The 23,400-nt window shown below is 53.5% G+C and carries 18 protein-coding genes; 10 read left to right on the forward strand and 8 right to left on the reverse strand.

Annotated elements, in window-relative coordinates:
* Positions 1–15: 15 nt before the first annotated feature.
* Positions 16–3,909, reverse strand: coding sequence for a PAS domain S-box protein (locus tag ACH50O_RS13520; protein ID WP_446808313.1), 3,894 nt, complete (start codon positions 3,907–3,909; stop codon positions 16–18).
* 306 nt (positions 3,910–4,215) lie between these two features.
* Here ACH50O_RS13520 and ACH50O_RS13525 point away from each other — a divergent pair, with 306 nt between their 5' ends.
* The 3 genes from ACH50O_RS13525 (at position 4,216) to ACH50O_RS13535 (ending at position 6,783) form a co-directional block, all read left to right on the forward strand.
* Positions 4,216–5,553: a cytochrome P450 gene (locus tag ACH50O_RS13525; protein WP_446808314.1), complete on the forward strand. Its 1,338-nt coding sequence runs from the start codon at positions 4,216–4,218 to the stop codon at positions 5,551–5,553.
* A gap of 83 nt (positions 5,554–5,636) precedes the next feature.
* Complete coding sequence (locus ACH50O_RS13530) at positions 5,637–6,062, forward strand: VOC family protein (RefSeq protein ID WP_446808315.1); 426 nt, start codon at positions 5,637–5,639, stop codon at positions 6,060–6,062.
* Positions 6,063–6,333: 271 nt separating this feature from the next.
* Positions 6,334–6,783, forward strand: coding sequence for a hypothetical protein (locus tag ACH50O_RS13535; RefSeq protein ID WP_446808316.1), 450 nt, complete (start codon positions 6,334–6,336; stop codon positions 6,781–6,783).
* A gap of 26 nt (positions 6,784–6,809) precedes the next feature.
* On the opposite strand, the gene ACH50O_RS13540 is transcribed toward ACH50O_RS13535, so the two are convergent.
* Both ACH50O_RS13540 and ACH50O_RS13545 read right to left on the reverse strand, forming a co-directional pair.
* A complete protein-coding gene (locus ACH50O_RS13540; RefSeq protein ID WP_446808317.1) occupies positions 6,810–8,069 on the reverse strand; it encodes a glutamate-5-semialdehyde dehydrogenase in 1,260 nt (419 codons plus the stop codon).
* 148 nt (positions 8,070–8,217) lie between these two features.
* Positions 8,218–8,943: a hypothetical protein gene (locus tag ACH50O_RS13545; RefSeq protein WP_446808318.1), complete on the reverse strand. Its 726-nt coding sequence runs from the start codon at positions 8,941–8,943 to the stop codon at positions 8,218–8,220.
* A 388-nt stretch (positions 8,944–9,331) separates the two neighbouring features.
* Between ACH50O_RS13545 and ACH50O_RS13550 the strand changes: the two genes are divergently transcribed.
* From ACH50O_RS13550 to ACH50O_RS13565, 4 genes are all read left to right on the forward strand, one after another.
* Positions 9,332–11,560 (forward strand): fused MFS/spermidine synthase, encoded by a 2,229-nt coding sequence (locus ACH50O_RS13550; RefSeq protein ID WP_446808319.1) that lies wholly within the window; start codon positions 9,332–9,334, stop codon positions 11,558–11,560.
* Between the two features lie 8 nt (positions 11,561–11,568).
* Positions 11,569–12,597, forward strand: coding sequence for a UDP-3-O-(3-hydroxymyristoyl)glucosamine N-acyltransferase (lpxD, locus tag ACH50O_RS13555; RefSeq protein WP_446808320.1), 1,029 nt, complete (start codon positions 11,569–11,571; stop codon positions 12,595–12,597).
* 170 nt (positions 12,598–12,767) lie between these two features.
* Positions 12,768–13,445, forward strand: coding sequence for a ribose-5-phosphate isomerase RpiA (gene rpiA / locus ACH50O_RS13560; RefSeq protein WP_446808321.1), 678 nt, complete (start codon positions 12,768–12,770; stop codon positions 13,443–13,445).
* Positions 13,446–13,835: 390 nt separating this feature from the next.
* Entirely contained in the window at positions 13,836–14,327 is a 492-nt protein-coding gene (locus ACH50O_RS13565; protein WP_446808322.1) for a peroxiredoxin, read from the forward strand.
* A 171-nt stretch (positions 14,328–14,498) separates the two neighbouring features.
* Here the strand turns inward: ACH50O_RS13565 and ACH50O_RS13570 are convergent, their stop codons facing one another.
* The 4 genes from ACH50O_RS13570 to ACH50O_RS13585 form a co-directional block, all read right to left on the reverse strand.
* Positions 14,499–15,161, reverse strand: a complete 663-nt coding sequence (locus tag ACH50O_RS13570; RefSeq protein ID WP_446808323.1) for a hypothetical protein — start codon at positions 15,159–15,161, stop codon at positions 14,499–14,501.
* A gap of 607 nt (positions 15,162–15,768) precedes the next feature.
* Complete coding sequence (locus ACH50O_RS13575) at positions 15,769–17,583, reverse strand: ABC transporter ATP-binding protein (protein ID WP_446808324.1); 1,815 nt, start codon at positions 17,581–17,583, stop codon at positions 15,769–15,771.
* Positions 17,584–17,686: 103 nt separating this feature from the next.
* Positions 17,687–18,445, reverse strand: coding sequence for a YdcF family protein (locus ACH50O_RS13580; RefSeq protein ID WP_446808325.1), 759 nt, complete (start codon positions 18,443–18,445; stop codon positions 17,687–17,689).
* A gap of 134 nt (positions 18,446–18,579) precedes the next feature.
* The gene (locus ACH50O_RS13585) at positions 18,580–19,593 is read right to left on the reverse strand and encodes a tryptophan--tRNA ligase (RefSeq protein WP_446808326.1); all 1,014 of its coding nucleotides are present in this window, start codon (positions 19,591–19,593) and stop codon (positions 18,580–18,582) included.
* Positions 19,594–19,841: 248 nt separating this feature from the next.
* Here ACH50O_RS13585 and ACH50O_RS13590 point away from each other — a divergent pair, with 248 nt between their 5' ends.
* From ACH50O_RS13590 to ACH50O_RS13600, 3 genes are read left to right on the forward strand one after another with little or no spacing between them, the layout of a single operon-like run.
* Positions 19,842–20,141, forward strand: coding sequence for a PilZ domain-containing protein (locus tag ACH50O_RS13590; protein WP_446808327.1), 300 nt, complete (start codon positions 19,842–19,844; stop codon positions 20,139–20,141).
* A gap of 36 nt (positions 20,142–20,177) precedes the next feature.
* The gene (locus ACH50O_RS13595; RefSeq protein WP_446808328.1) at positions 20,178–20,582 is read left to right on the forward strand and encodes a 6-pyruvoyl trahydropterin synthase family protein; all 405 of its coding nucleotides are present in this window, start codon (positions 20,178–20,180) and stop codon (positions 20,580–20,582) included.
* Between the two features lie 2 nt (positions 20,583–20,584).
* Entirely contained in the window at positions 20,585–21,049 is a 465-nt protein-coding gene (locus ACH50O_RS13600) for a DUF1249 domain-containing protein (RefSeq protein ID WP_446808329.1), read from the forward strand.
* Here the strand turns inward: ACH50O_RS13600 and recQ are convergent.
* Entirely contained in the window at positions 21,018–23,150 is a 2,133-nt protein-coding gene (gene recQ, locus ACH50O_RS13605) for a DNA helicase RecQ (protein WP_446808330.1), read from the reverse strand. The two genes, ACH50O_RS13600 and recQ, sit on opposite strands and share 32 nt — an antisense overlap.
* Between the last annotated feature and the right edge of the window lie 250 nt (positions 23,151–23,400).

The following is a 23,400-nucleotide window of genomic DNA, read 5'->3' on the forward strand; positions in this document are numbered from 1 at the left end:
CCTGCGACTGGCCGCCTAATCACGACTGCATCGTAACGCCTCCAGCGCTTTATCGAACGCAAACACCTCGACATCTCGGCTCAACACCTCGGCCACTTCGCGGCCCAAGGCCTGGTAAAGCTCCGCCCGATGGTCGTGCAGGTATACCTGGGACTGAATATTACCTTCCGCCAGCAAGTTGCTCAATGTGTCGATTACCGCGCGCAGGTGCTCAGCGGAGTACGGGGACAAGCCAAACTCCAAGTTCGGACTAGACGCCGGCACTACGGCTTGCACCTCGGCGATAAAACGCGCCAGTTGCTCGGCTAACTGCTGTAGCGGAACGGCCAGTTGCTCGGCCGTGTTCGCGGTTTTTTGCTTTAGCGGCAATTCTATAGCCGCCGCGACCTGACTAATTTGCGTCACGCCCAGAGTAGCCGAGGCTCCCTTCAGGGAATGCGCGGCGATCTGCGCCGCCTGCAAATCGCCTGCCGCCAACAAGTGTTGGATATTCACCGCTTCGTCGGCATGACGTTCGGTAAAGTGCCGCAATTGGCGCAGATAAAACGGCAGTTTATTTTGAACGTTATCTAGCCCGGCCGCCAGATCCAGCCCGGAGATCCCCGCCAGACGGGCACGCAAGGCCTCGGCGCTATCCTTAGGGGACGCCGTCTCTACAACCTTTGGCCGGGCAATATCGTGCGCCGTCGGCATCGCTATCCAGCGCAACATCGCGCTAAAAAGTACATTGGGATTGACCGGCTTGGGTATATGGTCGTTCATCCCCGCCGCCAAACAGGCTTGTCTGTCCTCTTCAAATGCGTTGGCCGTCATCGCCAGTATCGGCGTTTTTTCCCGTCCGGGAAGTTGCCTGATGGCAAGACTGGCGGCAATGCCATCCATTTCCGGCATCTGTACGTCCATCAATATCAGGTCGTAGGCATTATTGGCGGCCATCTCGCAAGCGATCCGGCCGTTGACGGCCAAATCGACCAGCAACCCGGCTTCCTGCAACAGTTCCAGCGCCACTTCCTGATTGATCGGATTATCTTCCGCCAATAGCACGCGACGTCCTTGCAGCGTCGATATATCCGGATGTTTGGAGACGGTTCTGGCCTGGCGCAGCCAGCCCGTTTGCACCGCAGCGATACCATCGTGCAAAGTAGACAGCGTCAGCGGTTTGGCAATATGCCCGACAATACCGGCGCTTCGCAATTCCTCGATATTACCGTCGTAACTGTAGGCAGTGACCAGCATTATTTTCGGCGAACAGGCACCCATCAGTTCGATGATTCGGCGAGCGGTTTGCAGACCATTCATATCCGGCATCATCCAATCCATTAATATCAGATCGAACGACACGCCCGCATCGATTGCAGCGCTAACGCTTTTTATCGCAGCCGCGCCGGAGTCGGCCGTGCTAACTTTAGCCTGGAAACCCGTCAACATCTGCGCGATTGCATCCCGTGCCTCGGCCACGTCGTCGACCACCAACACGTTCAGGCCTTCACGAATAACCGCGGGCATGGCCGGCTTGGGATTCAACGCATACTGGAAAGGCAACTCCATCCAGAACGTACTTCCGCGGCCGAGTTCGCTTTCCACTCCCACTATGCCATCCATCATGTCGATCAAACGCTTACAAATCGCCAAGCCCAGGCCGGTGCCGCCAAAGCGGCGCGAGGTGGAAGAATCGGCCTGCTCGAATGCCTGAAATAAACGACCGCATTGCTCCTTATTCATACCAATGCCGGTATCGCTGATCTCAAATCTTGCAATAATACCGCTGGTATTTTTATCGACTAAACGGGCTCTAAACACAATGTGGCCGGCATCGGTAAACTTCACCGCATTGCTGGCGAAATTGATCAGGATCTGCTCCAACCGCATCGGATCGCCACGCAAGACCAGCGGCAGGGCCGGATCGATACGATCTATCACTTCCAGCCCTTTTTCGGCGGCACGATCGCAAATCAGGTCGTTCAAACTTTTAAAAACCTGATCGAGATCGAAATCGCAAATATCCAGAACCAGCTTGCCGGCCTCGATCTTGGAAAAATCCAAGATGTCGTTGATGATACCGAGCAGATGTTGCGCGGCAGTGCCGATCTTGCTCAATTGCTCGCGCTGTTTGGCCTCCAGTGCGGTATTTTGCAACAGGTGGGTCAAACCAATGATCGCATTCATCGGCGTGCGGATCTCATGGCTCATATTCGCCAAAAACGCGCTTTTGGAGACATTCGCCACTTCCGCCGCCTTCATCGCGTCCGCCAGTTGTTCGGTGCGCTCGACAACCAACTCTTCCAATTTTTCGCGGTAATGCTCCAATTCTTCCTGCATCGCTTTTTTATCGGTAATATCGTCCTTGATGGCCATGTAATGACTAATCCGGCCGTCTTCCTGCCGGATCGGCGAAATAATCGCCGATTCCACAAACTCGCTACCATCCTTGCGTTTGTTGATAAATTCGCCATGCCAGGACCGGCCATTAGTCAAATTGTCCCAAAGCGCGACGAAACATTCGGGCTTGGTCTTACCCGACTTCAGCAGATTGACTTTTCGCCCCATCAACTCCGAGCGCGCATAGCCGGTAGTTTGGATGACGGCTTCGTTGACATACTCGATGTGCGCCTCCAAATCCGTAATGACGATGCTTTCCGGGCTTTGTTCGACCACCAGCGAAAGCTTACGCAACTCGTCCTCCACTCGCTTGCGTTCGGTGATGTCTACCAGGGTTGCCAACAAATTATCACCCATAGTGATACCGGAAATGATCGCCGTGCGCACCTCGCCATTTTTACAGGTCACTTGATATTCCAGCGAATCGATAGGCGCATTTTCTTCGGCCGCGCGCAACTGTAAGGCTTGCCATTTTTCGATGACCGATCGCCGGTAACCGGGGTCGGGATAGGCATATTGCCACCAGTCCTCAATGGTCGGAATTTCCGTCAAGGAATAGCCGAACGTCCGCAATATAGCTTGATTCATGGCCAGCATACCGCCATCGGCGGCAACCAGTGCCATCGGCACCGGCGCGATATCGAACAATTTACGGAAATTAGCCTCGCTCGTCAGCAAAGCGGCCTCGATCCGTTTGTGTTCGGTAACATCGCGCACTATTTTCGACGCACCGATCACTGTACCGTCCCTGTCCTTGATCGCCGAAATCGTCGTGAGCACCTCGATCCGGCGGCCATCCTTACGTATACGCTGGGTTTCGTAATTGGAAATCAGCTCCCCGTGCGCCACGCGCGTCAACAGTTCTTGCTCGGTTGCCAGCAACTCCGGCGGGAAAAGCAGCGTAATCGGTTGCCCCACGATTTCGGCGGCGCTATAACCGAATATTCGTTCGGCCGCGGCATTCCAGCTAGTGACGATTCCATCCAGGTTTTTACCGACTATCGCGTCATCCGAAGTATTCAACACGGCGGCCGACTGCGTACGTTCGGCGACCAAGCCCTGCTCCAGCAATTCATTCGCGGCTGTTAGCGCCAGCTCAACCCGTTCGCGTTCGGCAATTTCCAATTGTAAACGTGCGTTGACCTCGCGTAACTGCGAGGGGCTGGGTAATTGCAACGCCTTCGGAATCAACGGCAATAGCACCGCCACCGTAATCACCGACACGACGGCGGTCAGCGCTTTCAACACTGCATCCAACCCGTACCAGGGCACCCAAAGCACAACCACGTCCATTAGATGCGTGGCCCCGCAGACCAGGATAAACAGCGCAAACAACCAAAGTACCCGGATATAGGGAAAGTCCAACCGTTTCAGCGCAAAATAACCTAGGGCAATCGGCAACAAAAAATACATCGCAAAAATCAGACCGTCGCTCAGCACAAAGGTCCACAACAGCCCGGGCGACCAGCTCAGGCAATAGCCATGCGGCATTAAATTATTGTCGGAAAAAAAGCGCAGAATTTCATTCATGGCAGGCTTGTCGGCAAAGGGTTAGTCCGCGGCTCATGGACTTTAGCAACAGGCTATCATTAGTCTGCCTATTAATTAGAAAATTCACCGTCATAGCATCCTCGAAATACCCATGAAGGCAAAAATAGCAGGTAGCGGGAACATCATCGCGATTTGGTCTCCAACCCCATCAATTAAATTCCGCCGGCCAGCCGCGCTGGCACCATTTCACCGAGAGCGTTGCGGATTGCATCAACTTATGTAACAAAGCCGATAACAGCACGCTTGAAATACAAACCAATGGACAACTTGACGCCGCAAAACCCAATGAAAAAACCGTCGTTACCGGAACATTCCGTGATTATGCCGATGCTGCAGTTGATCTGGCGACCGCTGACAACCCTGGCCTGGATCCACAACAAATACGGCGAACTGGTGCTCGGACGGCTTTTTGGCAGAAAAATACTATACGTCTGCGCCCCCGAATACATCGAACAAATCTTTAATCTGGAGGGCAAAGGTTTGCTGAACAGGGACTTTCTTTACGACGCCAAGCGAGTGCTGTTCGGTAACGGCCTGGTCAACAGCGAAAACGGCGTATGGAGTAAACAACGCCGTTTGATGCAGCCCTTGTTTACGAAAGAAGCCGTTAAAAGCTATGAGCTGATCATGACCGAGGAAGCCGCCGCCGCGGCAGACAAGTTGAAAATGGCAGCCAATAGCCCTATCGATTTAACCACGGCGATGAAGAATCTGATTCAGCGGATTTTTATCCGCATCCTGCTCGGTAAACCGGTGGATAGCCTTAGCAATAGCGCGGAGCTGATCAAAGTTATCGAAATAATCTGTCAGGAATTACCGGTGCAATTGGGCAGCGAAATTATTTTTGGCAACCGCGTGAAACGCTTCATCCCGTTAAAATCCAAGCGCTACCATGCCGCAGTCGATTATCTGAAAGCCTTTCTCCGCGAGGCAATCGCGGAGAAAGGGGAAAACCCCGGACCGGACCTGATATCGCAACTGATTCAGTCCGGCGACAGGACTACCGGATACACGATGCCGGCCGAACTGTTGCAGGACGAAACCGTCAATCTGTTCTTTGCCGGCCAGGAAACCACGATCAATACGCTGTTATGGTTTTTTTACCTAACCGGCAAGCATGAGCAGGTGCGTAACAAGATCGCCGCCGAAATCCGCGCCTTGCCAAACGAGCCGCTAAATTCGGCTCACCTAAGTCAACTGCGTTATACCAAAGCCGCGCTAAACGAAACCTTGCGCCTCTACCCGCCCACGTCGGCGTTGTCCACGCAAACCGTTCAGGATATCGAACTCGGCGACTACAGCTTCGCCAAGGGCACTACGGTCTTGCTGAGCATGTATACCACACACCACAGCCCCCGGCTTTGGGATAAGCCCGAAGAGTTTAACCCGGATAGATTCCTGGACACCGCGGCGGCGGAACGGCACAAATACGCTTTTTTCCCGTTCGGCGGCGGCTTGCACAATTGCATAGGCAAGCATTTCGCCGAACTGGAAATGTTGCTGATCATCGCCAGTTTTGTCAGGGAATTTAGCTTCGAAACCGACATTAGCGCCAAAGAAGCGTTCAGCATAACGTTAAAACCGGATCGGCCGGTTATTGGCAGAGTGCTGCCAATTGGTTAAGCTTACCGGCATTGCCGACTCTCTTCGCTAATCGGCAATACATGGGCCGTCAATACGGCTCTTTTAACGTAACAAGGAATGTCATGAAACAGACCATCAGTTTTGTCACCCTGGGCGTAGCCGACCTGGACCGGAGCCGTCGTTTCTACCAAGCGCTCGGGTGGCAAGAATCGTCCGGCAGCCAGGAGCAAGTAGCATTTTTTCAAGTCGGGACCATAGGCTTTGCCTTGTTTGGCCGGGAATCGCTGGCGGACGATGCGAACCTATCGTCCGAGGGATCCGGCTTTCCCGGATTTTCTCTCGCCCACAACGTAGCTTCCGAAATGGAGGTCGACACAACCTTGTTGGAAGCGGTGTCGGCCGGCGGCAAGCTGGTTCGTTCCGGCGAAAAAGCCGCTTGGGGCGGCTTCAGAGGCTATTTCGCCGACCCCGACGGATTTCTCTGGGAGGTTTGCTTCAATCCGTTCTTTCCGCTCGACCAACATGGATTCATACAATTGCCGAAATAAACGATTAACCACGGAGCGGTCAGCAAAACCTAGTCGTACCATTTGACGACGTAGTCTGAACCTTACACCTGCCACGAATTAGCCTTACGTAAAGATTACATGTTGTTACAATGTGATAATGGGCGGCAACGCGCTAAATACCTGCGTTTCAAGCCTCTTCAGGCATGGAGGGCGTTACTTGTGCCGGCTAGTGTTTCGTGCCCCACTGCGAACCCTGCGAACCTTAATATTAAATAACGAATGGCAAATAACGCCACCGCATCAAACTAAAATGAAATTCCGAGTTTTTCTACAAAAACTATCAAACCCTCGCGTCAGAAAGCGATTAAAAATCGGCCTCTCTGTTTGGGGCGTAGCCATTATAATTAGCCTGATATTTAAGTTTGCCTACGATATTGGTTATTTTAAAGCGCAATCGCTTATAAATAACAAAAACACGGCAACGCCTAATTCCACTCAAGTGCTGACTTTAGAGTCCGCGCAACGCATAGTATCCGGCGCATTAAAAGAAGACTTTAACAACCCGAAAACGGTTGTGACCCAGGTTATCGATAATAATCAGAAGCTTTCTACGATTATTGTCGAAAACAATAAGCAAAAACAAATTGGCTGGATTATAGACATGCGCCTGTTTTTTACCGGCGCGCTATTTAACGATAATGGCTACAATTTAACCGAGTCTCTTGAGTATCAACACAATATTAATAACAGAAACCGTTGATCGGCCCAGCGCTTTACGACCGGTTTCTAAGTCCGCAAATGCCCGTCTCCATACGCCACCCACTTGTACGTTGTTAATTCGTCCGGCCCGACCGGGCCGCGCACGTGGAGTTTGTCGGTGCTGATACCAACCACCGAGCCCAAGCCGTAATCGCCGCCGCCCGACAATCTGGTCGAGGCGTTAATCATCACCGACGCCGAATCCACCTGTTCTTCAAACTGCCGGGCCATACTCAGGCTTTGCGTGACGATGCCGTCGGTGTGGCCGGAACCGTAGCGGTTGATATGGTCTATGGCTTGTTGAATGCCATCCACGATCTTCACCGACAGGATAGGCGCCAAGTATTCGGTATGCCAGTCTTCTTCGGTCGCAGGAGTTACACCGGGCAACAGCTTTTGTGTTTGTTCGCAGCCGCGCAGTTCGATATGGTTTTCGGCAAATGCCGTTTGCAGCAGCGGCAATAGCTGTCCGGCGCATGCGCTGTCCACCAGCAGGGTTTCCAGCGCGTTACAGACCTGCACGCTTTGGCATTTGGAATTGACCGCCAGCGCGACCGCCTGCTCCGGATCGGCATCGGCATCGGCAGCGAGATACAGGTGGCAAATACCGTCGTAATGCTTGATGACCGGAATCCGCGTGCCTTCAGCGATACGCTTGATCAAGCCTTTACCGCCGCGCGGAATCAACACATCGATGTATTCGTCCATTTTCAACAGCTCGCCGACCGCTTCGTGGCCGGGGGTACGAATAATCTGTATCGCATGTTCTGGCAGACCGGCTGCGACGGCGCCGGCAATCATCGCGTCGGTGAGTATGGCATTGGTTTGCAGCGCTTCCGAACCGCCGCGCAAGATCACCGCGTTACCGCTTTTGATGCACACCCCGGCGGCATCGCTGGTGACGTTGGGGCGCGACTCGTAAATGATACCGATCACGCCGAGCGGCACCGATTTTTTGTAAACCCGCAGCCCGGCCGGATTGGTATGGCCGGTCAATATCCGGTTCAACGGGTCCGGCAACTGCGCCACCTTTTTCAGGCGGGACAACATGTAATTAAAGGTTTTGTCGTCTATCGTCAGCCGCTTCACCATCGCGTCCGATTGCCCTTCGTCGCGGGCTTTGACGATTTCCTGGGCGTTGACGTCCAACACTTGCTGCTTGACCGACTCCAGCGCCTCGGCCATTTTCGCCAAAGCCAGATTGCGGGTCGATTCGGAGGCCGATGCTAATTGGCGCGACGCGGCGCGACTTTGTTGGGCGATGGTTTGGACGGTGTTGGTAGACATTTTTTCAGGGTGATTTTTTTAATAGCTTTGATATTGACTGGATTCATCAGGTTTAGGCAAGTACTGTTGGTTCAATAGTACGTAAGGCGTGGTGAGTTTATTAACCGCACTAATCGCAATTGATGCGGTGCACTTTGTTTACCGCATCCTACTGACTTTTTCTCGTCGCTAGGCTTTGTGTGAGCTCACTTAATAGGTTGTGGTTGAGAAAACCCGCTCCATTGAACGGTTTAATTGCTAATTGTCGCCCATGGAATAACTTCGACTGCCCTGAATACTCGACAATGTTCATCTGGCAAAGCCGAATAAGAACACCAATCGTCTGATTACATCGGGGATTTATCCATGAATGTTCGTGCTCGGCTATGAACTGATCGACCCGAGCCTCCATCGAGTCGCTGATGCTTTTTTCGGTTGACGTAATGAAAATCTGAAAGGTAGGGTTCAACACCTTAGTTATATCAACTGCAACAAGTCCTCGACGCTTTACTTTCTTCGCGTTGTTGATGTGTTTCTTCAGTTGATCAACCGCTTCCTTTATTCGACGGTCCACAGCTCCTGGAGATTGAGGTCGCTTGCATTCAAACAACAGAGTTCGATTGCCAAAATTGCAAGTAACGTCTGCTGAAGATTCGAATTGTAGAGGGATATTGGCTTGAGCAAGGTACCCCATGACAGCAAGTTCAAATCCTTCATTCCGAGCTCTGTTTGACGATGAACTTGAGCGTTCATCGGAGTATGAGCTAGGGCCAGCAACAATGGAATGAAGATGACCGGAAACCTGTCGATCGTATTTACCTGATAAAGAGCTGTAAATATCAATCAACTCAAATGCTTCATAGATCGCGTTTGTGATCGCCGGTAACCGTCCCATGAGTATCGACTCGCGGTTATCAGATTCCTTGAGGATACTCAGTGCGCGCTCATAGTCACCGAGTCGGGTTCGCTTATGTGATATGCCTAGAGACGATAGCCACGTAGTGACCATTGAAAGCTGATTTGCGACATCGTCGTATGAGGTATTAGTAAACATTTATTGGAAAGATATATTTTTTCATAACTACTGTCACAGGTGGCGCACGAGTCTATCAAGCAATTACCGTGAAGAACAACTAATCGCTGATAACAACGTCATTCCAATACGGTCTCAGTAAAGGTGTTGATGTCCAAGTAGCTAGCTCTCTTAGCTTCATCCAAAACCACTTTAAAAGCCAAATGCTTTATCATTGGGCCAGGACACGTACGGAACTCGCATAATTACAATGAATAACACTCCGCAACCCACCGCCAAAGCTTTGATTTCTCCCGTTATTTTATTCGCCGCCACCCTGTTTATCAGCGCCACGCTGATGTTCGTGCTGCAACCGATGTTCGGCAAGCTGTTGCTGCCGCTGTTGGGCGGCACGCCGGCGGTGTGGAACACCTGCATGGTGTTTTACCAAACGCTGCTGTTTCTGGGCTACTTGTATGCGCATTGGCTGAGTTCGCGGCTGGGCAGTCAACGGCAGATTCAGATTCATACCGCTTTGCTGGTTTTCAGCGTGATTGCGTTGCCGGTAGCGTTGCCGCCGGATTCCGCGCCACCCACCGACGGTGACCCGACTTTATGGCTGGTGTGGACCTTGTTCCTGGCTATCGGTCTGCCGTTCTTCGTGGTCTCCACTACCGCGCCACTGCTGCAAAAATGGTTTTCGCATAGCGGTCACCACAGCAGTGACGATCCTTATTATCTATACGCCGCCAGCAACGCCGGCAGTTTGCTGGCTTTGTTGAGCTATCCGTTTCTGATCGAACCGAATCTAGGCTTGGCCAATCAGAGACTGATTTGGAGCGGCGGTTATATCGGCTTGTGCGCGTTGATTTTAGTGTGCGCGATCAGCTTCTGGCGCAGCCAAGCCGATAAGGAAGACGAGGACGTTTTAACTGACGCCGGCATCGAACCGCCATCAACACTAGAGCAATTGCGCTGGCTGGCGCTGGCTTTCGTACCGTCCAGTTTATTGCTGGGCTTGACGCAGTTCATCAGCACCGACATCGCCGCCGTACCCTTGCTGTGGATCGTACCGCTAACCCTGTACTTGCTGACTTTCATTCTGGTGTTCAGTACCTGGGCCGACCGCATCCGTCCGTGGATGTTGGCTGCGCAACCGGCGGTATTGACGGTATTTATCGCTTATTCCTTCATCAACCCTGCCACATTGCCTTACTGGTTGGATTTGATTCTGCACTTGCTGGCCTTCTTCCTGGCGGTGATGGTTTGCCACGGCGAATTGGCCAAAAGCCGTCCGCATCCGCAATATCTGACCCGCTTTTATCTGGTGATGTCGTTTGCCGGCATGCTGGGCGGTTTGTTCAATACCTTCGTCGCGCCGTTTATCTTCAATGCGGTATACGAATACCCGATCATGATCGTTGCCGCCCTGCTGCTGCGCCCGGGCTTGTTCAAGGGAAAATGGTTTTTGCAGCCGATTTTCCCGGTGTTGGTACTGATCGTCGGCTTGACGATTTATTTCACTACCGAGCAGTTGTTCGACTACCTGGACTTGATCGGCGGCGCGCTGATTCTGCTGGCCGGCTTGAGTTATTCACTGCGGCACAGCCCCATCGGTTTGGGCGTGTTGACCGGGGTGATTTTGTTGTTCACTTTGGGCCTGCACAGCATGGCCTCCAATACCATTTACCAGAAACGCACATTCTTCGGCGTAATGTCGGTGCGCAACACCGTCATCCCCGACGAAAACCAACGGCCGGAAACAGTCCGCGAGTTGTATCACGGTACCACCAAGCACGGCGCGCAACGCCTGACCGCCGCCAACGTCACCACGCCCTTGACCTATTACAGCCGGCCCGGCCCTATCGGCCAGCTGTTTGCCGAATTTGACGGTGAAAACCAGCACTGGCACATCGGCGCGGTGGGCTTAGGTGCCGGCGCGCTGGCCTGCTACACCAAGGACGGCCAGTTGTGGAAATTCTACGAAATCGACCCGCTGGTGGTGGAAGTAGCGCAAAATCCGGCCTGGTTTACCTACCTGAGCCGCTGCAACAAGCAGGCGGAAATGATCGTCGGTGATGCCAGGCAATCGCTACTGAAGGAGGCCGACGCCAGCTTCGATTTATTGATCATGGACGCCTTCAGTTCGGACGCGGTGCCTACGCATTTGCTCACGCGCGAGGCATTGCAGCTATACTTCAACAAGTTGAAAGACAACGGCTTGCTGGCCTTTCATATCACCAACCGCCATCTGGCTTTGAAAAAAGTCATGGCCGACCATGTCAACCAATTGCATCTGACGGCCTTGCTGCAGGAATTTAAACCGGAAACCGATGTCCCTCTAGTCATTGCCACCGACTGGGTGGTGATAGCGAAACAGCCCGAGCGCTTGCAACGCCTGCAACAAAGCCGGCTCGGGCACTGGCAGAAACTGCCGCTGACGTTCGGTCTGCAACCCTGGACCGACGACTTCACTCATATTATTGGCATTTGGAAATAGGATAGTACATGCTCATTACGGAACTTGCCCAGCGCTGCGACGCCACCACCCAAGGCGGCGACGCAACCCTGTTTATTAATTCCGCGGCCGACATCATGTCCGCCCATCCTCATCAAGTCACCGTGCTTAGCGACGGTAAATACAAAAAATATTTGAAAGACTCCAAGGCCTCGGCCTGCTTTATCGCCGAACAACTGGTGGACGGCGAGATTCCGGAAAACCTGACGCTACTGATCTGCAAGGATCCGGAAATCAGCTTTTTAAACGCAGTGAAATTGTTACATCCGGAACCGGTATTTAAACGACAGGTGTCCGAACACGCGGTATTGGCTGAAACATCGACATTGGGTTTTGACGTGCATGTCGGCCCATTCGCCACGATTGGTAATGACAGCAGCATCGGCGACAGCAGCACGATAGAAGCCGGCGCCCGGATCGGCAACCATGTCGCCATCGGCAAGCACTGCCATATCCACCCCAACGCAGTGATCTACGACCACAGCATCATCGGCAACAATGTGATTATCCATGCCGGCGCGGTAATCGGTGCCGACGGCTTTGGTTATAAATTTCGAGACAATCAGCACGTCAAGGTGCCGCATGTCGGCCACGTCGAAATCGACGATAACGTCGAGATCGGCGCCAACACCTGTATCGACCGCGGCGCGCTGGGCGCGACCCGCATTGGCGCCGGCAGCAAGATCGACAATCTGGTGCAACTGGGTCATAACAACATCGTCGGCCGCAACGTGATTATCTGCGGCCAGTCCGGTATCTCCGGCTCCTGCACCATCGAAGACGGCGCGATTCTGGCCGGCAGCACTGGCGTGGCTGACCACGTGAAGATCGGTGCGCGGGCGGTGGTGATGGCGCGCAGCGGCATCTCCGGCGACATCGATCCCGGCGCGCAAGTATTCGGCAGCCCGGCCAAGGATCGCAAAGTGGCCTGGAAAGAGTTGGCGGCACTGGCCAAATTGCCGGAATTGATGCAAAAGTTTAAGGCACTGGAAGCGCGGGTACTCAAACTGGAAGAGTAGGCCTAATTATCCAGCGCGAAGCGCAACAGCCCCTCTCCAGCGGGAGAGAGGCAATTTGTAAAGTTTTGCGGTTCGCTGAACAATTACGAATAGACATTCAGAATGTAGGGAACGATTAAATTCGCCCCGGCAACAATACAGATTTCTTTACAACTCAGCAGGATCGGATCATGAACGACAAACAACTCGTTGCCCAACATGCCGTCCAACAGGTACAAAACGGCATGATCGTCGGTTTGGGAACCGGCTCCACTGCTAATTTTTTCATTGAGGAACTGGCCCGCCGCCATCAACAGGAAGGCTTGAAATTCAAAGCGGTAGCCAGCTCGGTGGTCAGTACCATCAAGGCCCAACAACTGGGGTTGCCTATGATCGCCATCGACCACATCGACGGCCTGGACCTTTACGTGGACGGCGCCGACGAAGTCGCGCAGGATCTGACTTTACTGAAAGGCCGCGGTTACGATCTGGTCCGCGAGAAATTGCTGGCCAAAGCAGCGGACTCGTTTTTAGTCCTGATCGACAACAGCAAACGCGTGAAACGCATCGGCGAGAATTTTCCTATCCCAATAGAAGTGACGCCGTTTGCCTGGAAGCTGGTGCAACGCAGTGTCGCGGCCATCGGCGGCCACGGTACTTTGCGGCAAACGCCGAATCAAGACGGCCTATCGGTAACTTCGCACGGCAGCTTGGTGCTGGACGTCGTGTTCGAAGCCAATATCGACGGCAAAACCTTGAACGAACGCTTGAACGCGGTGCCGGGCATCGTCGAACACGGCATTTTTTGCGGCCTGACCCGCGCGGTATTTTGCGGACATGACGGTCAAATCGAGGAGCAATGGGCTTGAGCCTGGCGCCCAATGCTATTTAGTCTAGCCGTTCGTGGTGAGCCTAGTTAACCACGAACCGCTTAACAATTCGTCATTATTCGGCGCAACGCCTTGTTTTGCCCCCTCACCCTGCCTTCTTCCTCTGGAGAGGAATTCTTGAGCTTCGTGCTGAATGCTTACAGCAATTTATCCTTCCGCTCCATCCTGGCTTACATCCCCTTTACCTTTGTCCCACCGCTTTTGTGGTAGAAGCCAACGAAACAGTTGGTACATAATCGCCGCATTCGGGCTTTATGCAAGAAGCCTTTCAGTTTCAACGACTCACCGTCGTGAAAACCCGGCGCCGCCAAACGCCGCCGGCAGCCCAAGCACCGGAGCTTATCCGGCCGAAATCAAGAGGAGAATCGCATGTCGCAATTATTAGAAAAAAACCAGGAAGCGCCCTTTTTCAGATCCGCCAATCAAGACAACAAATTGATTTATCTATCCGATTACAAGGGCGAAAAAAACGTCGTACTGTACTTCTATCCGAAAGACGACACCCCCGGCTGCACCATAGAAGCCAACGACTTTACCGCGCTGGCCGCTGAATTCGACGCCCAGGACACCGTCATCATTGGCGTCAGCAAGGACGATTGCCAAAGCCATAAAGACTTCATCGCCAAATACGGCCTGAATGTGCAACTCCTGGCCGACACCTCCGGCGGCCTCTGCGATGCCTACGGCGTGTGGCAGGAAGTGGAAAAAGACGGCGTGAAAAAATGGAAAATCGTCCGCTCGACGTTCATTATCGATAAAGACGGCAAGCTGGTTGAAGCGCTGTACGGCGTTAACCATGAAGGCCATGCGCAAGCGGTGCTGGATATTATCAAGGGCTTGAGCGCTCCCGCGGAAGCATAAAGCCGGTTTTGAGTATCGCCTGAACATTCTATCGGGTTGCGGCAAAAGTCTTAACCCGTTGGATGCCCCCAACAAAAACCCAACAATTCAGCCGCTATTGTAAATTGTCCGAGGGAGTGAGCGTTGACATAAAGCTCAGCCCTCGGACTTATTCCTTCCCGAGCAACCGGCTTAGGCCGCCAATCGGCGTTTGTTGCGGCCAAACAATCCAAATCCACTCAGCGCGGTGCCGAACAGCCAGATGGCGGCAGGCACGGGCACCACGGTGTAATTGAGATTATCGAAATAACCGAAATTGGACGGGCCACCGTTAGGCTGGCCGGATAAGAAACGCACTTTGCCGATATTGTTGGAACCCGCATCGAAGCTCAAGGTTTGGAAAGCCGAGAGACCGCCGACGCCAGGTTGCGGTGTGAGATTGAAATTCCAAGCCACAGCCGTCAAAAAGTGCAGCGCGGAGTCGTAGATCTCCAGCTTCGGATAATTTGCCGGGTTGCCGAGTCCTTCCGGTGCTCGAAGGATGGCTGCGTCGATGCTGACAAATTTCTGTGCCTGCGAAAATAACACTTCGACCGCACCGAATCTGGCGTCGAATGCCGGGATACCGGTTTGAAATACCGACACCACATTCGATGCGCTGTTGTTAACACTGCTGCTTCTGGCGTAGATGTCGGCCGGCCCCAAGGGGTTCGAGAACGTCACACCGGCATAGTGGTTATTGATAACGGTGCCGTTGGCCACGTCGTCGAAATTGATTAAGGTAGCGAAGGCATTCGGCACGAATACCGCCATCAGCACGGATATAAAAGCCGCTCGGACTATTTGCTTTGACATAGTTGATCTCCAAAAAGTAAATGGCTAAAAAGCGCCGCTCGAAACAGTCGCCGTCCCGGCAAAACCGAGTATTAAGACTGCCGGGGTTCGGATGTGCCGGAAACGGCAAAACTTTCCCGAATTAGCGCTTATAGTTTGATAATCGACGTTTTTTCGTCAGACATACTTCACCGCGTTCGCTGGCGGCGTCATATGAAAAATTTCACAGGGGGAAAGCGGTGTTGGATTTTTGTTAAGGGCTTGAAGCGCCAGCTGACACATAAATATCGCCAAGTAGGGCGCGACCGGCGCCGAATCCGGCCTCTCCACCGCAGTCTCTCCGGCTCTATCGGCCTTCGATGCGGAAAAAAGCTCGGCCAACGGGGCTCCAAACAGCATCGTTCAGGGAAATTTCTCCAACATTAGAGCTGTAAGCCGGATGGTTCGAGAAAATTTCTCGATCGCTCTCGCTCCAAGTTCAAGCGTTCAGCGAATTAGTTAGATGGTTTGACTTCCTAGCCGAATCATTCAGGAAATTGGCTCCACTGCCTAGTTTCCAAGCTCCGGCTTGGGAACGCTGTCTCGGCAGCTCCGCTTCCCGACCCTACTCTTTTTTTGTTTGGATCGACTAAAACGCATCTTCCGGCAAAAACCCGCCCGCCTGCATCGTCCATAGCCGATAATAAAAGCCCTGTTTATCCAGCAACTCCTGATGACTGCCGTCCTCGACGATACGGCCTTGATCGAACACCAGCACCCGATCCAGGTGGGCGATGGTGGAGAGGCGGTGGGCGATGGCGATGACAGTTTTACGGCCCATCACCCGGTCCAGGTTTTCCTGGATGGTTTTTTCGGTGACAGAGTCCAGACTGGAGGTAGCTTCGTCCAGGATCAGAATAGGCGCATCTTTCAACATCACCCGGGCGATGGCGATGCGTTGGCGTTGGCCGCCGGACAGTTTGACGCCGCGCTCACCGACCAGCGACTCGTAGCCTTCCGGCATGCCGGCGATGAACTCCTCGGCATGCGCCAGCTTGGCGGCAAAGCCGATTTGCGCGTCGTCGGCATCCAGTTTGCCGTAGCCGATGTTCTCCTTCAGGCTGCGGTGAAACAGACTGGGATCTTGCGGAATCAAACTCACCTGGGCGTGCAGCGAGTCTTGAGTAGCCAAAGTAATGTCTTGGCCGTCGACCAGGATTTGCCCGGCTTGCGGCTCGAAGTTGCGCAGAATCAGATTCACAAAAGTGGATTTGCCGGAGCCGGAAAAGCCGACCAGGCCGACGCGCTGGCCGGGTTCTATCACCACATTCAGCTGATCGAACACCTGCCGGCCCGGCTCGTAGCTAAAGCTCACGTCTTTAAACTCGATGCGGCCCTGTGTAATTTGCAAGGGTTCGGCATCCGGCAAATCGACGATTTCGTGGCTTTGGATGATGGTCTCCACGCCGTTGGCGACATTGCCGACATACTCGAAAAACTCCAGAAAGCGCCGGCTGAGGTTGCGGGCATCGCCTATCACCAATAAGGCCAGACCGGTACTCATCGCAAACGAGCCAACACTGATCTCGCCGTTCTGCCACAGTTGCAACGCATAAGCGATAGTGCCGATTTTCAGGATCGCGGCGGCAGTAAACTGAAACCAGCGCACCCTCTCCATATACCAAAAGGTGCGGCGGGCGCTCTTCAGTTCGGTATCCAGAAAGCTGTCCAAATATTTGCGTTCGTGATCCAGACGGGCAAACAGTTTAGCATTCAGAATATTGGTCACCGCATCCACTACCTTGCCATTGACCATGCTGCGGGTCGCGGCGAACTCCTGGGCGTAAGGTTGGCAGCGGGTCGCCAGCCAGTATGAAACCAAAACATAGATCAGCACCCAACAAGCCACGAACAAACCCAAGCCCTGATGTACCGTTAGCAGCAAAGTCACCGATACCGAAAAAGTCACTGCGATCGGCCAGAAGTCGCAGATGATGGACCAGGTGGTGTGATTGACGCTCATCGCGGTTTCGCTGATCCGGTGCGCCAAGGCACCGGCAAAGTGATTACCAAAATAGCGCGGGGCGTGGCACTGCAGATAGGCAAACAGCAAACGGGCGGTGCGCTGCCGCAATAAAGGCCCCATGGTGATAAGTACCGCGCCGCTGCTGCGGCTGAAAAGGATTTCCGCCACATTCAAACCAGCCAAAAACAGCAAGGGTTCGCGAAAAGTCTCGAGCAAATCGGCGCTGGGCGGCTGAACAGCCACCGCGTCCATCAAGGCTTTAATGGCATAAGGCACCAGGATGCCGCCGGCGGCCTGGCCGGTTTCCAATACCAGCATCAACAGTAACAGCCAGCGGAACGGCCGCAGACTAAACAGGATGAAACGCCAGGGGTTGGTAGGTAACGGCGGCGCTTCCGCCGCGCGACGGAAACCCTCCTTGGTTGACGATTTGGACATGTTGGCATCAGATAAGCAAAGCTAACGGCATTATAGCCAATTGCCCGGCGCCCGCGCCGTCGATGATCGGACTTGGCTGGTCAGCCGCCAAGCCTGAGCCGGATTAATAGCGAATCCGATACCACAACATGCCGATCATTTCATGCGCCAGCAGGAAACTGTTGGCCCACGCTGTCGGCGACGGCAACCAGTCCAGCACGCGGGATTCGCCTTCGTGACCGATAAACGCCGTCGGTGCCGGCAACACTTCAAACCCGGCTTTGCGAAACTCCAAGGCGGCGCGCGGCATATGATAGGCCTGGGTGACCAGCACGATTTTATCGATGCCGAACTCGTTCAACACCTCGCGACTGAATCGGGCGTTTTCCGCGGTATTGCTGCTGTAGCGCTCCAACCAGGCGACCGGGGTTTTAAACTCGCGATCCAGCGTTTGCGCCATCACATCCGCTTCGGACGACTGTTCCGGATCCAATGCCCCGCCTCCGGATACCAGAATCGGCAGACCCAGTTCCCAAGATAATTTGGCCGCATAGCGCACGCGGAGCAAGGTCCTGACATGTAAAGTGGCCTGTCCTGAATACTCCGGAGCAGCGTATTCCAAACCGCCGCCTATCACCACCAGCGCTTCCGGTTTGAACTCCCTCACGTCTTCGACGGAGAGCGGCGGCACCCTTTCCCACAGCCTGGCCAATTGGTTAACGACAATCGGCAAACTCAGCAACCATAACAAGGTCAGACAAACTATCGCCATGCGCTTCCCCCATTTGCGTTTGCTAAACAGTACTCCGATCAGCGCCAGGATGACCAGAGAGGCAGGCGGCAGCAAAAGCAGCTTGATGATGTAGATTGCGATGATGGACATTGGGTACGCTCATCCTTGAACAATTTCAGGGAACCTCTAAAAATCCTCCTCTCCCCCCGGGAGAGGTCTAGGGTGAGGGATGTAAAGACACACACCTATCCCGAAGGATTTTGCGTCTCTACGGGCTTAGTCCGTTATATAGCCAATCCGGAAATTCCCACCGCTTCCCGCAAGGTATTGATAAACGGCCGGGTGATCGCGCGGGCTTTCTCGGCACCTTCCCGCAGTTGTTGCTCGATATGTTCCGGCGCTTCCAGCAAGGCTTCGTAGCGTTCGCGAGCAGGGGCGATTTCGTCGTTGATTTTCTCGAACAACACTTGCTTCATCTCGCCCCAAGCTATGCCTTCCGCATAACGCAGACGAATCGCATCCAGTTCATGTTGATTCGCGAATGCCTGATAGATACCGAACAGCGTGCAGCCTTCCGGGTCTTTCGGTTCGCCCGGTTCCAGGGAATTGGTTTTGATCTTGTTGATCAATTTGCGCAATTTCTTTTCCGGCTCGAACAAGGGAATGGTGTTGTTGTAACTCTTGCTCATCTTGCGGCCATCCAGGCCCAGCAAGGTCGCGGCATTGTCGTCCAGCACCGCTTCCGGCAATACAAAATGTTCGCCATAGATATGATTAAAGCGGCTGGCGATATCGCGGGCCATTTCGATATGCTGGATTTGATCCTTGCCGACCGGCACCTTATTGGCGTTGAACATCAAGATATCCGCCGCCATCAGGATCGGATAGCTGAACAAGCCCATCGTGATGCCTTTGTCCGGATCGTTGCCTTCGGTTTCCTCGTTTTCGGCCACGGCTGCTTTGTAGGCATGGGCTCGGTTCATCAAGCCCTTGGCGGTAACACAAGTCAGCATCCAGGTCAGTTCCAGGATTTCCGGCACATCGGATTGCCGGTAAAACACCGCGTTAGAGGTATCCAAACCCAGTGCAAGCCAAGTCGCGGCAATTTCCAAGCTGGATTGTTTGACGCGCGCCGGTTCGTTGCATTTAATCAGCGCATGATAATCGGCCAGGAAATAAAACGGCCTGACGTGTTCGTCTTTGCTGGCATTGATCGCCGGACGGATCGCCCCGGCATAATTGCCTAGATGCGGCGTGCCGGTGGTGGTGATACCGGTAAGGACAATGGATTTACTCATGCTGCTGCCTGCGCTGTCTGTATTGAAAAGTGGCGGAATTTTACACAAATAGCCTGGGATAGTCAGGCAATAAAACCGCCGGACCGGCGGCTCGCGCGTTTGCCAACTGCGTCACAGCCTGTCCAAAAAACCCGGCGATCCTGAGCTTATAAGCCACTATTTCCTAACCAGAGCCACGGTTTTTTATAGTAAACTCCGTACGACTGATTTTTTACCCAACCAATGCTAATCCGAATCGGGGGAACCCAATGCTGACTCATGATGAAAAACGCGATTACATCCGCATGGATGTGGACTGTGAGATTACCTACAAGCTAGCCGATTCCAACGAAGTCAGCACCGGCAAATGCACGACGTTAAGCGGCGCCGGCGTCTCGTTTATTGCCGATAAGCCCTTCGACATCGGTTTGGCCATGGAAGTCAGCATCATGCCGAAAACCCAAATCACCCCGCCGATGACGGCTTTTATCGAAGTGGTACGCAGTGTCAAACAAGGCGACGGCAGTTATGAAATAGCCGCCTCGATCAAGAGCATCAAAGGCAATTAAGGACAACACCCGTTCATCGCAGGGACGTAGCACGCTATGTATATCATCACCAAAGAAGTTTATTTTTGCTACGGCCATCGCTTGATGAACCATCCGGGCAAGTGTCGTAACCTGCACGGCCATAGCGTCAAGGCCAGCATTTCGATCAAACAAAACAACCTCAACGAGCAAGGCATGGTCTGCGACTTTTCGGACGTGAAAGACTGCGTGGAGGCGTTCATCGACAAGATATTGGATCACAACTTTCTATTGCACAAAGACGATCCCATCATCCCGGCGCTGGTCGCCAACAACGAGCAGTTTTTGGCTATCGACGAACATCCGACCGCCGAAGTACTGAGCAAGATGATTTACCTGCACGTCAAACAACAGGGCTTTAACGTCGATCAAGTGGTGTTGTGGGAAACCGCCAGCGCCAACGCCTGTTATCGGGAAGATTAAGCATGAGCCTGGTGCAACCGGTCAACACCGCGCTTTGTCTGGAAAAGATCTGCGAATCCAATTATCAAAAGCTGTTCAGGCTGATTCCGAATCTGCGTTCCTTCGATAAGACCGCCGTCGGCCTGACCCGGAACAAACCGGCGCTATATCTGGAAGTGCTGGAACGCAACCCCTACACCCTGACGATCGAACTCAGCCATTGTTTCGATCAACAGCTATCGGAACAAATCGTGCCGGCGGTGAAAATTCGGATTTATCTGGATGCGCAACTGGCAGAAGTGCTGCGCGACATCGACCGACCGACGGTGGACAAGGTCTATCAAAATCCCGGCAGTCTGGTGGAAATCAGGAATTACAAATGGCGTTTAAACTATTTTTTGCAAAAGTGGCTGGATCATTGCCTGAAAACCGAATACCGTTTCAGCAACGGCAAGTTCAACCCAACTGCTGCTGTAAAGCCGCTCTGACGCAACGCAAAATTCCGTAACTGTAGGCGCCGCCCAGTTGCTCGTAGACCGGCTTCAACGCATTACGCTGCTCTTCCGGCAAATTTAACAATACCGCCTCGATTTCGCTGACTTCCGCCGGCGACAAATTCAACACATCACCCAGCGCCACCAAGCCCAACTCCAGGCTTTTGGCCATGTGATTGTAAACAGTGTCCTCGCTCAGACTGCGTTGCTTGGCGACTTGCTCGACACTATAACCCAATCGAAATAAATCCAGACTTTCCGCAACCGTATCGGTGGCCGACACCGGCGGTTCGTCGTCGAACTCGGCAAGCACCGCTAGAAATTCATCGCCGTATAACTCCAGCTTGCGCTGACCGATGCCGGACAACATGCTCAGCTGTTGATGATTGCGCGGCCGGGCATCGACCATCGCCATCAAAGTGGCGTCGTGAAAAATCACATACGGCGGCACGTCCTGCTCGTCGGCCAGCTCTTTGCGTTTGGCGCGCAAGGCATTCCACAAGGCGCTGTCCGCCGCGCCGCCCGGCTGGCGCTTTTCCGCTTTTTCGCGGCGGGTCTTGGCGATTTGCACGTCCTTGCGCAGCATCAAGGTTTGCTCGCCGCGTAATACCGGCCGGCAGGCATCCGTCAGCTTCAGGCTGCCGTGGCCTTCGAAATCGATTTCCACCAAGGACTTGGCGACCAGTTGCCGAAACACCGAGCGCCATTGCTTCTCGTCCAGCGCTTTGCCGATACCGAAGGTCGACTGTTTATCGTGGCCGAATTGGCGCATGCGGTCGTCGGCTTTACCCAGCAACACATCGATCAAATACGTCACGCCAAAGCGCTGCCCTGTGCGATAGATGCAAGACAAGGCTTGCTGCGCGGCAACGCTGCCGTCCCAGGTTTCCACCGGTTCCAGACAGGTATCGCAATTACCGCAACCCTGTTCCAACACGTCGCCAAAGTAAGCCAGCAGCGCCTGACGCCGGCAACTGACCATTTCGCATAAGGCCAGCATCGCATCCAGTTTATGCAACTCAATACGCTTATGCGCCTCATCGGCATTCGAGGCGCTAAGCATTTGCCGCAGCGTCAGCACGTCCTGCAAGCCGTAAGCCATCCAGGCATTGGCCGGCAGACCGTCCCGCCCGGCCCGGCCGGTTTCTTGGTAATAAGCTTCCACGCTTTTCGGTAAATCCAGATGTGCCACAAAGCGCACATTGGGCTTGTCTATGCCCATGCCAAAAGCAATGGTAGCGACGATAATCAAACCGTCTTCCATCAAAAATTGATGCTGATTTTTCTGCCGTTCCCGATGATCCATACCGGCGTGATACGGCAAGGCTTTCAGACCTTTGTCATTCAGCCATTCGGCGGTTTCTTCGACTTTTTTGCGCGACAGGCAATAGACGATGCCGGTATCGCCGGCATGTTCGCTACGAATAAAAGTCAGCAGCTGCTGCCGGGCATTGTCTTTCTGGATGATCCTATAGCGAATATTAGGCCGGTCGAAGCCGCTGACAAACACTTGGGCCTGTTCCAATGCCAGACGGCTAATGATTTCCTGACGGGTACGTTCGTCGGCGGTCGCGGTTAAGGCAATGCGCGGCACTTGCGGAAACTGTTCGTGCAATACCGATAACAGCAGATAATCGGCACGGAAATCGTGGCCCCATTGCGACACGCAATGCGCCTCGTCGATCGCAAACAATGCAATCTTGCAGCGGGCAAACAAGGCCTGGGTTCTGGCATTGGATAAACGCTCCGGCGCGATGTACAGCAAATCCAGCTCGCCGTTTTGCAGCTGTTGCTCAATCTCGCGCACCTGTTCCAAAGCCAGCGTGGAATTTAAATAGGCCGCCTTCACGCCTAATTGATGCAAGGCGCTGACCTGATCCTGCATCAACGCGATCAGCGGCGAAATCACGATACCGACGCCATCCATCACCAGAGCCGGAATTTGATAACACAAAGATTTACCGCCACCGGTCGGCATCAATACCAGTACATCCTGGCCGCCGAGCAATTGCTCGATAATCTGTTGCTGTTGGCCGCGAAAACTGTCGTAACCGAAGATGCTGCGCAGGGTTTGCAGGGCGGGATTATTGGTCATGAATCGGAACGTGAAAAATCAATGCCGCGAAAGAAACAGGCAGATGGTCAAAACGCTATTAGAACACAGATCAACCCCGCAAAATCAAATAGCCCAAGCCCAAAAATCAGGCTGGTTTTGCCGCGCAGACCCGGCAAACCTTGAAATAGGATTGCGCGCCCCCTATTTCCTCCCTTTATGCACATACCAATTTCAATATACTAACCGCCAACCTTTATAATGCGCCGCTTACTCAAGCCGCTCAAGGCAC

This window comes from Methylomonas sp. 2BW1-5-20 (assembly GCF_052474515.1).

Bases quoted from the DNA above. Each gene is read 5' to 3' on its own strand.
- ACH50O_RS13540 (WP_446808317.1), bottom strand. From the start codon at position 8,069: ATGTCTACCAACACCGTCCAAACCATCGCCCAACAAAGTCGCGCCGCG.
- ACH50O_RS13535 (WP_446808316.1), top strand. From the start codon at position 6,334: ATGAAATTCCGAGTTTTTCTACAAAAACTATCAAACCCTCGCGTCAGA.
- ACH50O_RS13550 (WP_446808319.1), top strand. From the start codon at position 9,332: ATGAATAACACTCCGCAACCCACCGCCAAAGCTTTGATTTCTCCCGTT.
- ACH50O_RS13570 (WP_446808323.1), bottom strand. From the start codon at position 15,161: ATGTCAAAGCAAATAGTCCGAGCGGCTTTTATATCCGTGCTGATGGCG.
- recQ (WP_446808330.1), bottom strand. From the start codon at position 23,150: ATGACCAATAATCCCGCCCTGCAAACCCTGCGCAGCATCTTCGGTTAC.
- ACH50O_RS13565 (WP_446808322.1), top strand. From the start codon at position 13,836: ATGTCGCAATTATTAGAAAAAAACCAGGAAGCGCCCTTTTTCAGATCC.
- ACH50O_RS13525 (WP_446808314.1), top strand. From the start codon at position 4,216: ATGAAAAAACCGTCGTTACCGGAACATTCCGTGATTATGCCGATGCTG.
- ACH50O_RS13590 (WP_446808327.1), top strand. From the start codon at position 19,842: ATGCTGACTCATGATGAAAAACGCGATTACATCCGCATGGATGTGGAC.
- ACH50O_RS13530 (WP_446808315.1), top strand. From the start codon at position 5,637: ATGAAACAGACCATCAGTTTTGTCACCCTGGGCGTAGCCGACCTGGAC.
- ACH50O_RS13520 (WP_446808313.1), bottom strand. From the start codon at position 3,909: ATGAATGAAATTCTGCGCTTTTTTTCCGACAATAATTTAATGCCGCAT.
- ACH50O_RS13580 (WP_446808325.1), bottom strand. From the start codon at position 18,445: ATGTCCATCATCGCAATCTACATCATCAAGCTGCTTTTGCTGCCGCCT.
- rpiA (WP_446808321.1), top strand. From the start codon at position 12,768: ATGAACGACAAACAACTCGTTGCCCAACATGCCGTCCAACAGGTACAA.
- ACH50O_RS13600 (WP_446808329.1), top strand. From the start codon at position 20,585: ATGAGCCTGGTGCAACCGGTCAACACCGCGCTTTGTCTGGAAAAGATC.
- ACH50O_RS13585 (WP_446808326.1), bottom strand. From the start codon at position 19,593: ATGAGTAAATCCATTGTCCTTACCGGTATCACCACCACCGGCACGCCG.
- ACH50O_RS13545 (WP_446808318.1), bottom strand. From the start codon at position 8,943: ATGGGACGGTTACCGGCGATCACAAACGCGATCTATGAAGCATTTGAG.
- lpxD (WP_446808320.1), top strand. From the start codon at position 11,569: ATGCTCATTACGGAACTTGCCCAGCGCTGCGACGCCACCACCCAAGGC.
- ACH50O_RS13575 (WP_446808324.1), bottom strand. From the start codon at position 17,583: ATGTCCAAATCGTCAACCAAGGAGGGTTTCCGTCGCGCGGCGGAAGCG.
- ACH50O_RS13595 (WP_446808328.1), top strand. From the start codon at position 20,178: ATGTATATCATCACCAAAGAAGTTTATTTTTGCTACGGCCATCGCTTG.